The following is a 13,193-nucleotide window of genomic DNA, read 5'->3' on the forward strand; positions in this document are numbered from 1 at the left end:
AGCTGTGCGTTTTACTCACTCCGACAATCCGATTCATGCTCAACACGGCATGCCGGAATATGATCATCCATGCGCCGAAAAATACCGAGCACTGCCGCCCTGCTAGCGTTTGACGCCTCTGCACGGCATGAGAGCTTTACCCTCGCAGCCGATGAGCTTGCACTGACACAAAGTGCGGTTTGCCGTCAGATTGCGTCCCTGGAAGACTTCCTTGGCGTCAGCCTGTTCCGTCGTACCCGCCGCGGCGTGCGTCTGACCGAAGCCGGAGAGAGCTACAGTCGGCAGATCGCCGCCCGCCTCGATGCGGTCGAACGCGATACGCTTTCCGTAATGTCGCACCACGGTCGCGGCGCCACCCTCGAGCTCGCGGTCGTGCCCACCTTCGCCACGCGCTGGCTGTTGCCGCGCCTGCCGGACTTTCTCGCCCAGCACCCGGAAAGCACGGTCAACATGAGCACTCGCACCCGTCCCTTCCTGTTCGACGAGACCGAGTTCGACGCCGCGATTTATTTCGGCGACGCCGGCTGGCCCGGTACCGAAGCACACTTCCTGATGCATGAGAACACGGTGCCGGTATGCAGCCCGAAACTGCCCGGTGCCAAGCCGGTCATGACCGCAGCCGAAATCGCCGCGCTGCCGCTACTGCAGCAGACCACCCGGCCCTATGGCTGGCGGCAGTGGTTCGAGTCGCTCGGCATGCGGGCGGAAAACGACATGGGCGGCCCCCGCCTCGAACTGTTCTCCATGCTGGCGCAGGCCGCGATCCACCGCCTCGGCGTGGCGCTGATCCCGCCCTTCCTGATTCGCCAGGAGCTCGATGCCGGTGAGCTGATCATGCCTTGTCCGCACAGCGCGCAGAGCCAGCGCGCCTATTACCTGATCGTGCCCGAGCGCAAGGCCGAGCGTGTTGCACTCGGTGAGTTTCGACAATGGCTGCAGGCGGAGACCGCACGCTATAGCCAGCGCGATCGCGCTCCGGATTGATGCTGCTCACGGGCGCCGGCCCCTCGGCAGGCGACGCCACGCAACAGGATGGTCACGAAATCGGAATATCGTTTTCGTAATTCATTGGTTCGCAACCCGAGGGCACCGGGCTAGATTCTCTCCACACATTCCAATTGGAGAGCATCACCGTGGCATTCCATCTACGCAGATACCTTGTCATGACAGCCGCGCTCGCAGCAACGGGCATCACACCCGCGTGGGCTCAAACGACGCTTCTCAACGTCTCCTACGATCCGACGCGAGAGCTCTATCACGCCTATAACCAGGCATTCGCCAGGCACTGGAAAGAGACGACCGGAGAAGATGTCGTCATCAGGCAATCACACGGCGGCGCGGGCAAGCAGGCACGTGCCGTCATCGACGGTCTCGAAGCCGACATCGTGACGCTGGCACTGGCCTATGACATCGACGCCATCGCCGAAAAGACGGGAAAGATCCCCGCCGACTGGCAGTCGCGACTGCCGCACAACAGCGCGCCCTATACCTCCACCATCGTATTCCTGGTGCGCAAGGGCAATCCGAAGGGCATCAAGGACTGGGACGACCTGATCAAGCCCGGGGTCGAGGTGATCACGCCCAACCCCAAGACATCGGGCGGCGCGCGCTGGAATCACCTCGCGGCATGGGGATACGCGCTGCGGCAGTCCGGTGGCGACGAAGGCAAAGCGCTCGCGTTCCTGACCCAGATCTACAAGCATGTTCCGGTGCTGGACTCAGGGGCTCGCGGATCAACCAATACCTTCGTCCAGCGCGGGATCGGCGACGTATTGCTGGCGTGGGAAAACGAAGCCTTTCTGTCCATCAACGAACTCGGCCCGGACAAGTTCGAGATTGTCGTCCCCTCGGTATCCATCCTCGCCGAACCGCCGGTCACTGTGGTCGACGGCATTACCGACAAGCGCGGCACGACACGGATCGCAAGTGCCTATCTCGAATATCTGTATTCGCCCGCTGGCCAGAAGCTCGCAGCACATCACTATTACCGCCCGGCAAAGCCCGAGTTTGCAGATCCCAAGGATCTGGCACGCTTCCCGAAAGTGAATACATTCACCATCGACCAGGTCTTCGGTGGTTGGCAGAAAGCGCAGAAAACCCACTTCGCCGATGGTGGGATATTCGACCAGATCTATGCCAAGTGATCAATCCGGAGCACGCCCATGAGCATTCAAGCCATCAACGTTCGTAACCAGTTCCGTGGCAAGATCAAGGAGATCATCCGCGGCGATGTCGTCAGCGAAGTAGACGTGCAAACGTCATCCGGCATCGTCACCTCGGTGATCACGACCCGTTCCGTCGATGAACTCGGACTCAAGCCCGGCTCTGAGGTTGTCGCGCTGGTCAAATCCACCGAAGTCTCGATCGCAAGCCTTTGAGCCCTCTCCGATGCGACCCACCACACTCATCGTCCCGGGGTTCCACGGCAGCGGGCCGACACATTGGCAAAGCTGGATGGAGGCGGCGATCCCTGACGCGAGGCGCGTACGCGGCATCGACTGGGAGATGCCTGCCCTTGCGCGTTGGGCCGTAGCAGTGCGACGGGAGATCGACGCAGCACCGGTCGGCGTCTGGATCGTCGCGCACAGTTTCGGCTGCCTGGCTACGATCGCCGCGGCGGCCGACCGCCCTGCGCGGGTCGCCGGAATGTTACTCGTCGCCCCCGCCGAACCGCAGCGCTTCTCGCTGATTGGCCTTGCCGATGCATGCGCTACGATAAAGTCGGCTGACGCGGCACTACCCATGCAGGTCCTGCCGACCTCAAGTGTGCTGGTCGCAAGCCGCAATGATCCCTGGCTCTCATTCGAGCGTGCCTCGGTGCTCGCAGCGCGCTGGGGAGGGAGGCTGATCGACGCCGGCCAGGCAGGACACATCAATGCGGACGCCGGCTTCGGCCCATGGCCTGCAGGACTTGCGCTTCTCCGTGCAATGCAGCGCGCACATCGGCATATACCTCTCGGCAGCGTCGAAGCTGCCTCGCGGGGCCCCGTGCGCGGACGCACAAGCGCCCTCGCCAGACTCCAGCATCAAACGCGGCAAAGCCTGAACCTGGTCACTCGCAATCGTTGAGGACATCCGTCCGCAACGATGCGTCGAGCCGCCCACGGGCGGCTTTTTTCGTTCTCGGCGCCGTTTGCCCCGGTTTCGTCAGGACAGCACGGCCGCTGCACGCCCTGATCTGAAGCCGGATCTGGATGGAAAGCTATCTACTCTCGGAATGCATAGAAATGCTCTTTTTCTTGGTTCGTCCTGCATGGGTTCGTATCTAGACTGCATTTCACCCGGCCTTTACCCCATCCAGGAGAAAACATGAATCGAATCAGTCGGCGCAGCCTCTTGAAAAGACTTGTCGCAGCCACCACGGCCACCCTGAGCGGACCGATCGTCGGCATCGCAAACGCATCAACGACATCGCCCGAAACCGAGTTCCGCATCGGCTGGCAGAAAGGCGGGAGCCTCGCAGTGATCAAGGCCCGCGGCGTGTTCGAGAGCACGCTCGAAGCCGGCGGCGTCAACGTCAAATGGCTTGAGTTCCCCGCCGGCCCGCAGATGCTCGAAGCGCTCAACGTCGGCAGCATCGATCTGGGCCTGGTTGGCGAAACCCCGCCGGTCTTTGCCCAAGCCGCTGGCGCAAACCTGCTCTACGTGGGCAACGAGCCGCCGGCGGTACGCGCCGAGGCCCTGTTGGTGCCGAAAAACTCGCCGATCAAGTCGGTGGCGCAACTCAAGGGCAAGCGCATCGTGCTCAACAAGGGTTCCAACGTGCACTACCTGCTGGTGCGTCTGCTCGAGAAGGCCGGACTCAAGTACGGTGATGTTGAGGTCGCCTTCCTGCCCCCGGCCGACGCCCGTGCCGCCTTCGAACGCGGAGCAGCAGATGCCTGGGTGATCTGGGATCCGTATGCCACGGCCGCCGAAGCACAATCGGGAGCACGCCGCCTGGCCGACGCCACCGGTGTGGCCGACAACCACATTTTCTACGTTGCCGCGCGGCCCTTCGCAGAAAAGCACCCCGAAGTACTCTCACTCGCGCTGCGGGAGATCAACGTCAGCAGCAAGTGGATAGAACAGAACCTCGACGAGGCCGCCAAGGTCATCGCGCCGCAGATCGGTCTGCCTCACGACATCGCCAAACGTGCCTTCGGCAACTACTCGTTCGGGGTCGATCCGCTCACCGACGAGGTCGTCCGCCGCCAGCAGCGTATTGCGGATGTATTCCACGAACTCAAGTTGATTCCGAAGCGGGTAGAGGTGGCCTCCGTCGTCTGGCGCGCACCTGGCTGACGGAAGCCCGTCCGGGCGGGACCGCCTGGTGTCGCCCCCGCCGAGACCGTCTCCTGGCACCGAGACGTCCTCCGTACCACCCTGCCCGGCCCAGCACATCAGAAGATCCGATCGCCAACCGTATCCATCTCAAGACAGCCGAAAGCTGACATCTCCACCTCGAGGAATCCATCATGTCCAAACGTGAAACTGCAGTCCCCGGCTACACCCACCTCGCCATCGAACCCTACACGCCGAACATCGGGGCCGTCGTCCACGATCTGCAACTGGCCAATACCGCCGACGAAGCGCTGCGCGAGGAATTGCGCCGCGCGCTGGCCGAGTTCCAGGTTCTGTTCTTCCGCAAACAGCAACTCACGCCGGAACAGCAGACCGCGGTGGCGCGCATATTCGGCGATCCGGACAAGGCCAAGGCCTTCTTTCCGCGCCACGACCGTGTAGCTTCCATCGAAGTGATCGAATCGAAACCGGGTGGTCACGTCTACGGCACCGACCAATGGCACGCAGACATTACATTCTCACCGAATCCGCCCACCGGCACGGTGCTTTACAGCCAGGTGATACCCGCCTCCGGCGGTGACACGGTATGGACCAGCGCCACCCGCGTCTATGACTCCTTGTCTCCTGGCCTGCGTGCCGAGCTTGAGACGCTCAGCGCGGTGCACAGCTTCGAACACAGCGGCTGGCCACGCTTTTTCCTCTCTCTGCCCAATGGCGAAGCGCTGTACCGCCAGGCGCGGGCAGAGAACCTGCCCGTCGTCCATCCGGTGGTGCAGACCCACCCGCTGACCGGCAAGAAGCTCGTATACGTGAACCCCAACTTCACCGACCGCATCCAGGGCCTTTCAAGGCAGGAGAGCGATGCACTGCTGGCCCTCCTTTTCCAGCGGTTCGAGCGCCCTGAATTCCAGGCTCGACTGCGTTGGGAGCAGCACACGGTTGCGATCTGGGACAACCGCGCCACCCACCATTACGCAGCGAAGGACTATGGCAGCCAGTACCGCCTGCTGCATCGAATCACCTTTGGCGAGGACCGTGCCTTCTGAGGCAGGCGCCAACCACGCCCGGACCGTTCGCGGTCCGGGCAGGAGCATCCACATGACAAAAAAAAACTCGACCCCGTTGCATCGACCGTACGACCAGATCCTGCCCTGGCTCGTGCCGCTCTTGCTGCTCGCCCTATGGCAGACGGGCGCATCATCAGGCTGGATTTCGACACGTATCGCCCCCGCCCCCGCCGCAGTGCTCGAGGCGGGCTGGTCACTGGCAGCAAGCGGTGAGCTCTTTCGCCACTTGTGGGCCAGTACCCAACGTGCAGGCGCTGGCTTTCTCATTGGCGGCGGCATCGGTCTGGCCCTGGGGCTGCTGAACGGCAGCTTTCGCGTCTTCGAACGCCTGCTCGACACCTCGGTGCAGATGATCCGCAACGTGCCCCACCTCGCCCTGATCCCGCTGGTGATCCTGTGGTTCGGCATCGACGAGGAAGGCAAGCTGTTCCTGGTGGCGCTGGGCGTGTTCTTTCCGGTCTACCTCAATAGCTTCCACGGCATACGCTCGGTAGATCCGGCGCTGGTCGAAATGGGGCGTGCCTACGGGCTCGGCAACCGGAGCCTGTTCCGTCACGTGATCCTGCCCGGTGCGCTGCCGTCCATCCTCGTCGGCGTACGCTTTGCGCTGGGCTGGATGTGGCTGACCCTGATTGTCGCCGAAACCATCGCCGCCTCGGACGGCATCGGCTACATGGCGATGAACGCACGCGAATTCCTCCAGACCGATGTCGTCGTGCTCGCCATCGTGCTCTACGCCGTGCTCGGAAAAGTCGCGGACGCTGCCGCACGCTGGCTCGAGCGCCGCCTGCTGCGCTGGAACACCGCCTACGCCTGAACCCCCTCCATCGACAGGATACGACCATGAATACCCATCTCCCCCCAGTACAGGACGCCGTCGCCCGCCGGCCGCACCGCAATGCCAAGGGCGTCGGAATCCGTATCGACAGCGTCGGCAGGACCTACGGAGAACGTACCGTGCTTGCCGGCGTAGACCTCGACGTGGCCGCCGGTGAGTTCGTCGCCGTGGTGGGCCGTAGCGGCTGCGGCAAGAGCACCCTGCTACGCCTGCTTGCCGGCCTGGAGAATCCGGACGCCGGCGACATCCGCCTCGACGGGCGCCCGCATGCCGATGAACGCGAGGCGTTACGCATCATGTTCCAGGATGCGCGCCTGCTGCCCTGGAAGAGCGTCGTCAACAACGTGGCGCTCGGCCTTGCCGCTGGCCACAAGGCAGCCCGCGCAACAGCCCTCGAAGCCCTCGACGAGGTGGGCCTGGCCGACCGCGCCGACGAATGGCCCACCCGACTCTCGGGTGGTCAGCGTCAACGCGTCGCGCTGGCACGCGCCCTGGTCCACAAGCCGCGCCTGCTGCTGCTGGACGAACCCCTGGGTGCGCTCGACGCGCTCACCCGCATCGAGATGCATGCACTCATTGAACGCCTGTGGCGCGAAGAGGGTTTCACCGCCCTGCTCGTCACCCACGACGTGTCGGAGGCCATCGCGCTGGCCGACCGGGTCCTGCTGATCGAAGGTGGTCGCATCGCCCTCGATCAGCGAGTCGAGCTGCCCCATCCTCGCGAACGCGGCGGCGCCCGCTTTGCGGCGCTTGAAGAACAGGTCCTGCGCCGCGTGCTGCAACACCCCCCTGCCATGGGCCGATCAGCCGCGGCGCCGTTCGGCAGGTGGCGCTGGGCGGCGTGACGCACGGTCAAGAATACCCGAACCGCCCGCCTCTTCTCGGCCATCCCGGATGAAGAACCGTGCACGCGCCGCTTATTCCCGATCGTGAATAACACCGCAGTTTTTATTGGTTATTCAAAAGCGGGGGCCTGACTACACTGCATCGCACAATATCCAGGAGGAACAAGATGCTCGATCGACTCAGCCACTGCCCGCTGCTCACAACTCCGGCCTTCGGCACCGATGAAGGCGTCCGTAGCGGGCCCGAGACAAGAAGGACGCGTGTCGTCGCCGGAGCGACCGTCGGGCCGACCCCATTCGCGGCGAGACGCTGATGGCTGCAACGCGTTTCCACGCACTACCCGGCTTTCGCATCACGCTCGGCTATACCCTCGCCTATCTTTCGTTGATCGTGCTGCTGCCGATCACGGCCGTCTTTCTCAAGACGACGAGCCTCAGTCTTGCCGAGTTCGTGGAGGTGGTGTCCGCGCCGCGGGTGGTGGCGTCCTACAAACTGTCCTTCGGCATGTCGCTCGCCGCCGCCGCGATCAATGCGGTGTTCGGCCTGATGCTGGCATGGGTCCTGGTGCGCTACAGCTTCTTCGGCAAACGGCTTGTCGATGCGCTGGTCGATCTGCCATTCGCACTCCCCACCGCCGTCGCCGGCATCGCCCTGACGGCCCTCTATGCGGGAAACGGCTGGCTCGGCCAGTATCTGGCGCCCCTCGGCATCCAGATCGCGTTCAAACCACCGGGGGTGCTGGTGGCACTGGTGTTCATCGGGCTGCCCTTCGTGGTGCGCACCGTTCAGCCGGTGCTCGAAGACCTCGACACCGAGCTCGAGGAGGCCGCGACCAGTCTTGGCGCAGACCGCTGGCAGACTTTTCGCCACGTCATCCTGCCGGTAATGCTGCCCGCGCTACTCACGGGCTTCGCGCTCGCCTTCGCGCGCGCGGTGGGCGAATACGGGTCGGTGATCTTCATTGCCGGCAACATCCCGATGGTGTCGGAAATTACGCCACTGATGATCATCACCAAGCTGGAACAGTACGACTACGCAGGTGCGACCGCGATCGCAACGGTGATGCTCTTCATCTCCTTCGCGCTGCTGCTCGTCATCAACGGGCTGCAAGCATGGACATTCAAATGCACCGGGAGGGACCGCTGATGAGCCACGCAACCACCCTGCGCTGGCGCGCTGACAAGGCGGCCCGCTTCGAATCGCGCGCAGCCACATGCGAGGCCCCCGCAATCAAGTGGGTGCTCGTCACCGCTTCTCTCGCCTTCTTCACCCTCTTCCTGCTGATGCCGCTGGCCGCTGTCTTCGTCGAGGCATTCGCCAAGGGCTGGCGCACCTGCATCGCCGCACTGAGCGATCCCGATGCCCTATCGGCGGTGCGCCTCACGCTGATCGCAGCGGCGATATCGGTACCGCTGAACCTGGTGTTCGGTGTGGCCGCGGCGTGGTCCATTGCCAAATTCGAGTTCCGCGGGAAGCACGTCCTGATCACGCTGATCGACCTGCCGTTCTCGGTTTCGCCGGTCATCGCCGGCCTGATCTACGTGCTGGTGTTCGGCGCCCAGGGCTGGCTGGGATCGTGGCTCTCGGACCACGACATCAAGATCATCTTCGCCGTACCCGGCATCGTGCTCGCCACCGTGTTTGTCACCTTTCCCTTTGTCGCCCGAGAGTTGATTCCGGTGATGCAGGCGCAGGGCCGCGAGGAGGAGGAAGCCGCCGTCGTGCTGGGCGCCAACGGATGGCAGACCTTCCGGCATGTCACGCTACCGAATATCAAGTGGGGCTTGCTCTATGGCGTCATCCTCACCAATGCCCGTGCGATGGGCGAGTTCGGCGCAGTCAGCGTGGTCTCGGGGCACATACGTGGCCTGACCAACACGCTACCGCTGCACGTGGAGATTCTCTACAGCGAGTACCAGTTCTCTGCGGCGTTCGCGGCCGCCTCGCTGCTCGCCGCGCTGGCGCTGGTCACACTCTGCATCAAGACCTGGGTCGAGCACCGCGCTGCCCGGGCATGGGACAACACGGGAACGATCACATCATGAGCATCCAGGTACGCAACATCAACAAGCAGTTCGGCGCCCACACCGCACTCGACGACATCAGACTCGACTTTCACACGGGAGAACTGGTCGCCCTGCTGGGCCCCTCGGGTTGCGGCAAGACCACTCTGCTGCGTGTAATCGCCGGGCTGGAGCAGGCGGACAGCGGCCAGGTGATCCTTGACGGCAAGGACGCGTCGGCCACGCATGTGCGCGAGCGTGAGGTGGGTTTCGTGTTCCAGCACTACGCGCTCTTCCGCCATATGACCGTCTTCGACAACGTCGCCTTCGGACTGCGGATGAAGCCGCGGGGACAGCGCCCGACCGAAAGGCAGATCGATGAGAAGGTTGGCCAGCTGTTGGGCCTCGTTCAGCTCGAATGGCTGGCAAAGCGCTTCCCTTCACAGCTGTCGGGAGGCCAGCGCCAACGCATCGCACTCGCGCGTGCGCTTGCAGTAGAGCCCCGCGTGCTGCTGCTCGACGAACCCTTCGGCGCGCTCGATGCCAAGGTCAGGAAGGAACTGCGCCGCTGGCTCAGAAAGTTGCACGATGAACTGCACATCACGTCGATCTTCGTCACCCACGATCAGGAGGAGGCACTTGAGGTCGCCGACCGAGTCGTGCTGATGGATCATGGTCATGTCGAGCAGATCGGCACGCCGGAAGAAGTCTACCGTCATCCGGCCACACCCTTCGTCTATGGCTTTCTGGGTTCGGTCAATCTGTTTCACGGCAGGATGGATGGCGAGAGCGTGCGCGTTGGCGACAATCTGCTGCCCCACCCACCGGGGGAGTATCCGGACGGCGCACGGGTGATGGCCTTTGCCCGCCCACACGAGCTCGAGATCGTCGTGGATCCGATGGCGACCAGCGGGGTCTCCGCGCGAGTGGGCCGCGTGCTGTCTTTCGGCGGAAGCGCGCGCGTTGAGCTCGACGGCACGCACGATGCTGACGGCCAGCACTTCGAAGTCGAACTCGCCCGCAGCCGGGCGGACGAACTCGCGCTCACCGAAGGCCAGCCGGTGCGGCTCGTGCCATCAAGACTGAAAGTGTTCGAACACAAAGCTGAGGCCTGAAAATGAACTTCCAGCAGTTGCGGATCATTCGTGAAGCCGTGCGGCGCGACTTTAATCTTACCGAAGTCGCCAACGCGCTTTTTACCTCTCAATCCGGCGTTTCAAAGCACATCAAGGACCTCGAGGACGAGCTCGGGCTGGAGCTGTTCTTCCGTAAAGGCAAACGCCTGCTCGGCCTGACCGATCCGGGCAAGGAACTGGTGGTGATGGTCGAGCGCATGCTGCTCGACGCCGCCAACATCAAGCGCCTGGCCGAACAGTACGCAAGCAGGGATGCCGGCCAGCTGACGGTCGTGACCACTCACACCCAGGCACGCTACGCGCTGCCGCGCGTGGTCAGCGCATTCAAGCAGGCCTATCCGAAGGTACATCTCAAACTGCATCAAGGCAGCCCCGACGAGATCGTTCAAATGCTGCTCAGTGGCAACGCCGACATCGGCGTGGCAACTGAAGCGTTGGCGGAGGTTTCGGACCTTGTCTCGTTTCCGTATTACTCCTGGCACCATTCCCTGATCGTCCCGACGGGTCACCCTCTGGAAAGCGCCACACCGCTTACACTGCAGGCGATTTCCGAATGGCCGCTGATCACCTACCACGAGGGTTACACCGGGCGTTCGAACATCGACCGCAGTTTTTCCGCCGCAGGCCTCGCGCCCGATATCGCGATGTCCGCAATGGATGCAGATGTCATCAAGACCTATGTCGAACTGGGATTGGGTGTCGGCATCATCGCTTCGATGGCATTCAAGCCGGAACGCGAGGGCGAACTGCGGCTGCTCGACGGAAGCCACCTCTTCCCGGCCAATACGACACGCATCGCAGTGCGTCGGGGACATTACCTGCGCGGTTTTGCCTACCGCTTCATCGAAATGTGCTCGCCGCGCCTGACCGAATCGCACGTGAGAAGCGATGTCTCACCAGTGGCCGCAGACCAGGTCGACGCGCTATAGTGAGCACACCATTGCCGTGACGAGACCGAGTTCATGCCCGTCCGTGAGATTCTCCGCATGGGGGACCCCCGCCTGCTGCTACCGGCCGAGCCGGTCAACGCCTTTGGCACGCCGGAACTGGACACGCTCATCGCCGACATGTTCGACACCATGGCGGCAGCGGGTGGGGTCGGGCTTGCAGCGCCACAGATCGGGGTTGGCCTGCAGGTGGTGATTTTCGGTTTCGAACGCAGTGCGCGTTACCCTCACGCGCCCGCCGTACCGCCCACCATCCTGATCAACCCGACGCTGACGCCGCTCGGCACGGAAGAGGAGGAAGACTGGGAAGGCTGCCTGTCGGTGCCCGGCCTGCGCGGCAGGGTGCCGCGCTTCAAGCGCTTGCGTTATCGTGGCTTCGAAGCCGACGGCACGCCGATCGACCGCTGCGTGGACGACTTTCACGCTCGCGTCGTGCAACACGAGTGCGATCATCTGATTGGCAAGCTGTATCCCATGCGGGTGCGAAACTTCGGACATTTCGGGTACACGGACGTCCTCTTTCCCGAACTCGGCGAACGCCCGGCGGCGGAGTAAGCGCCCGCGCCGGCTCGCGCCAACTTCCGGCGCTGTACAGATGACTCAGCGCTGGACCGACAACTCGGCGCACAATTCGCCACTTGCGTCCGCCCGACCGACGAACGGAAACGACACGGCAGGCTCTCGCCCGCCGACGAGATCGGCAAGCACCGCGCCAGATCCGCAAGCCATGGTCCAGCCCAGGGTGCCATGGCCGGTATTGAGCCACAGGTTGGGCAGGCCCGTGCGTCCGATCAGCGGCACGCTGGATGGCGTGACCGGTCGCAGCCCGCACCACACTTCGGGTTCGGCCGCCTCGTTCAGGCTCGGAAAAAGGCTGCGGGTACGTTCGAGCAACGCGTCGCTGCGCGCCGGATTGGGCGACAGGTCGTAGCCCGAGAACTCAGCCGTGCCTGCCACCCGCAGACGGTTGCCGAGACGTGAGAACACCAGTTTGTGGCCGTCGTCGGTGAGGCTCACCGTGGGTGCGACCGAGTCCGCCGACAAAGCCAGCGTGGCCGAGTAGCCCTTGGCCGGATAGACCGGTATGTTCAGCCCGAGTGGGCGCAGCAACAGGGGGCTATAACTCCCCAACGCCACCACGTAGGCATCGGCCTCGATACGCTCGCCGGCCGCGGTCAAGACGCCCTTCACCACGCCCTGCGCGGAATCGAGTGCGCGAATGCTCTCCCCCAGCCGGAACTGCACACCGACGCGACGGCAGTGCGCGGCCAGTTGTCGAGTGAATACGTGGGCGTCGCCCGACTCATCCTCGGTGGTGTAGTCCCCACCCACCAGTGACGCCGCACTGGCGGCAAGCGCCGGTTCGAGTGCGACACATTCGTCTACGCCCAGCAGGCGCCGATTGCAGCCGAACTCACGCATGATCCGGGCCGCGTGCATGGCGCGCCGATACTCGTCAGCGTCGGTATAGAAATGCAGGATCCCCTTTTCCAGGTGATCGTATTGCAGGCCGCCCTGTGTGGCCAGCTCGTGCCGCAGCCTGCCGAGACACAGCCGGCTGTAGTTGGCCAGCGCGACGATATGACGAATATTGCGGCGTGCGCGTCCGGGCAGACATTCACGCAGGAAACGCAATGTCCACCCCAACAGCGCGGGGTCCGCGCGCAGGCGGAAGAGCAGTGGCGCATCCTCGCGGCCGAGCCAGGACAAGGCCTTGAGCGGCGTAGACGGATTGGCCCATGGTTCGGCATGCGACACCGCAATCTGGCCGCCATTGGCAAAGCTGGTCTCGAGGCCGACGCCCGGCTGACGATCGATCACGGTGACGTCGAATCCCGCCCGTGCCAGATACCAGGCCGAGGACACGCCAACCACCCCTGCACCCAACACCGCAATTTTCATCATGCCTCTCCGTTACCCGGGGAGCGGGCCGCCCCCGCTCCAGCCACGCCCGCCTCAGGCGCTGGCTTCGTTGCGCGGCACTGCATCGGCCTCGATCTTCGCCATGGCCTGTGCCGCGCGCTGCAGCGCCGGCAACAGCTTGAGCACCTTGTCGTGGCTCAGCCGCATCA

At 63.7% G+C, this 13,193-nt stretch carries 14 protein-coding genes; 13 read left to right on the top strand and 1 reads right to left on the bottom strand.

Annotated elements, in window-relative coordinates:
- Positions 1-69 precede the first annotated feature (69 nt).
- The 13 genes from J5J83_RS04595 (at position 70) to def (ending at position 11,676) form a co-directional block, all read left to right on the top strand.
- Positions 70-984, top strand: a complete 915-nt coding sequence (locus J5J83_RS04595; protein WP_212345975.1) for a LysR family transcriptional regulator — start codon at positions 70-72, stop codon at positions 982-984.
- A gap of 179 nt (positions 985-1,163) precedes the next feature.
- Positions 1,164-2,144 carry a sulfate ABC transporter substrate-binding protein gene (locus tag J5J83_RS04600; protein WP_212345977.1) on the top strand — a complete coding sequence of 327 codons (981 nt, stop codon included), beginning with the start codon at positions 1,164-1,166 and terminating at the stop codon, positions 2,142-2,144.
- Positions 2,145-2,162: 18 nt separating this feature from the next.
- Complete coding sequence (locus J5J83_RS04605; RefSeq protein WP_212345979.1) at positions 2,163-2,378, top strand: TOBE domain-containing protein; 216 nt, start codon at positions 2,163-2,165, stop codon at positions 2,376-2,378.
- A 10-nt stretch (positions 2,379-2,388) separates the two neighbouring features.
- The gene (locus J5J83_RS04610) at positions 2,389-3,069 is read left to right on the top strand and encodes an alpha/beta hydrolase (protein ID WP_212345982.1); all 681 of its coding nucleotides are present in this window, start codon (positions 2,389-2,391) and stop codon (positions 3,067-3,069) included.
- A 240-nt stretch (positions 3,070-3,309) separates the two neighbouring features.
- Positions 3,310-4,284 carry a sulfonate ABC transporter substrate-binding protein gene (locus J5J83_RS04615; RefSeq protein ID WP_212345985.1) on the top strand — a complete coding sequence of 325 codons (975 nt, stop codon included), beginning with the start codon at positions 3,310-3,312 and terminating at the stop codon, positions 4,282-4,284.
- Positions 4,285-4,457: 173 nt separating this feature from the next.
- A complete protein-coding gene (locus J5J83_RS04620; protein WP_212345988.1) occupies positions 4,458-5,330 on the top strand; it encodes a TauD/TfdA family dioxygenase in 873 nt (290 codons plus the stop codon).
- Positions 5,331-5,382: 52 nt separating this feature from the next.
- Positions 5,383-6,168 (top strand): aliphatic sulfonate ABC transporter permease SsuC, encoded by a 786-nt coding sequence (gene ssuC / locus J5J83_RS04625; RefSeq protein ID WP_212345991.1) that lies wholly within the window; start codon positions 5,383-5,385, stop codon positions 6,166-6,168.
- 26 nt (positions 6,169-6,194) lie between these two features.
- Positions 6,195-7,034, top strand: coding sequence for an ATP-binding cassette domain-containing protein (locus J5J83_RS04630; RefSeq protein WP_212345994.1), 840 nt, complete (start codon positions 6,195-6,197; stop codon positions 7,032-7,034).
- Between the two features lie 313 nt (positions 7,035-7,347).
- Positions 7,348-8,181: a sulfate ABC transporter permease subunit CysT gene (cysT, locus tag J5J83_RS04635; RefSeq protein ID WP_212345997.1), complete on the top strand. Its 834-nt coding sequence runs from the start codon at positions 7,348-7,350 to the stop codon at positions 8,179-8,181.
- A complete protein-coding gene (gene cysW, locus J5J83_RS04640) occupies positions 8,181-9,080 on the top strand; it encodes a sulfate ABC transporter permease subunit CysW (protein WP_212346000.1) in 900 nt (299 codons plus the stop codon). Before cysT ends, cysW begins: the two co-directional genes overlap by 1 nt.
- A complete protein-coding gene (locus J5J83_RS04645; RefSeq protein WP_212346003.1) occupies positions 9,077-10,153 on the top strand; it encodes a sulfate ABC transporter ATP-binding protein in 1,077 nt (358 codons plus the stop codon). The genes cysW and J5J83_RS04645 overlap by 4 nt, the downstream gene beginning before the upstream one ends.
- Positions 10,154-10,155: 2 nt before the next feature.
- A complete protein-coding gene (locus tag J5J83_RS04650) occupies positions 10,156-11,103 on the top strand; it encodes a CysB family HTH-type transcriptional regulator (protein WP_212346006.1) in 948 nt (315 codons plus the stop codon).
- Between the two features lie 33 nt (positions 11,104-11,136).
- Positions 11,137-11,676 (top strand): peptide deformylase, encoded by a 540-nt coding sequence (gene def / locus J5J83_RS04655; RefSeq protein WP_212346009.1) that lies wholly within the window; start codon positions 11,137-11,139, stop codon positions 11,674-11,676.
- A 45-nt stretch (positions 11,677-11,721) separates the two neighbouring features.
- On the opposite strand, the gene J5J83_RS04660 is transcribed toward def, so the two are convergent.
- On the bottom strand, positions 11,722-13,023 hold the full coding sequence (locus J5J83_RS04660; protein WP_212352805.1) for a D-amino acid dehydrogenase: 1,302 nt from the start codon (positions 13,021-13,023) through the stop codon (positions 11,722-11,724).
- Positions 13,024-13,193: the final 170 nt, after the last annotated feature.

The sequence above is a fragment of the Azoarcus sp. L1K30 genome, assembly GCF_018122735.1.
GTDB lineage: Bacteria > Pseudomonadota > Gammaproteobacteria > Burkholderiales > Rhodocyclaceae > Parazoarcus.

Bases quoted from the DNA above. Each gene is read 5' to 3' on its own strand.
- J5J83_RS04595 (WP_212345975.1), top strand. From the start codon at position 70: ATGCGCCGAAAAATACCGAGCACTGCCGCCCTGCTAGCGTTTGACGCC.
- J5J83_RS04600 (WP_212345977.1), top strand. From the start codon at position 1,164: ATGACAGCCGCGCTCGCAGCAACGGGCATCACACCCGCGTGGGCTCAA.
- J5J83_RS04605 (WP_212345979.1), top strand. From the start codon at position 2,163: ATGAGCATTCAAGCCATCAACGTTCGTAACCAGTTCCGTGGCAAGATC.
- J5J83_RS04610 (WP_212345982.1), top strand. From the start codon at position 2,389: ATGCGACCCACCACACTCATCGTCCCGGGGTTCCACGGCAGCGGGCCG.
- J5J83_RS04615 (WP_212345985.1), top strand. From the start codon at position 3,310: ATGAATCGAATCAGTCGGCGCAGCCTCTTGAAAAGACTTGTCGCAGCC.
- J5J83_RS04620 (WP_212345988.1), top strand. From the start codon at position 4,458: ATGTCCAAACGTGAAACTGCAGTCCCCGGCTACACCCACCTCGCCATC.
- ssuC (WP_212345991.1), top strand. From the start codon at position 5,383: ATGACAAAAAAAAACTCGACCCCGTTGCATCGACCGTACGACCAGATC.
- J5J83_RS04630 (WP_212345994.1), top strand. From the start codon at position 6,195: ATGAATACCCATCTCCCCCCAGTACAGGACGCCGTCGCCCGCCGGCCG.
- cysT (WP_212345997.1), top strand. From the start codon at position 7,348: ATGGCTGCAACGCGTTTCCACGCACTACCCGGCTTTCGCATCACGCTC.
- cysW (WP_212346000.1), top strand. From the start codon at position 8,181: ATGAGCCACGCAACCACCCTGCGCTGGCGCGCTGACAAGGCGGCCCGC.
- J5J83_RS04645 (WP_212346003.1), top strand. From the start codon at position 9,077: ATGAGCATCCAGGTACGCAACATCAACAAGCAGTTCGGCGCCCACACC.
- J5J83_RS04650 (WP_212346006.1), top strand. From the start codon at position 10,156: ATGAACTTCCAGCAGTTGCGGATCATTCGTGAAGCCGTGCGGCGCGAC.
- def (WP_212346009.1), top strand. From the start codon at position 11,137: ATGCCCGTCCGTGAGATTCTCCGCATGGGGGACCCCCGCCTGCTGCTA.
- J5J83_RS04660 (WP_212352805.1), bottom strand. From the start codon at position 13,023: ATGAAAATTGCGGTGTTGGGTGCAGGGGTGGTTGGCGTGTCCTCGGCC.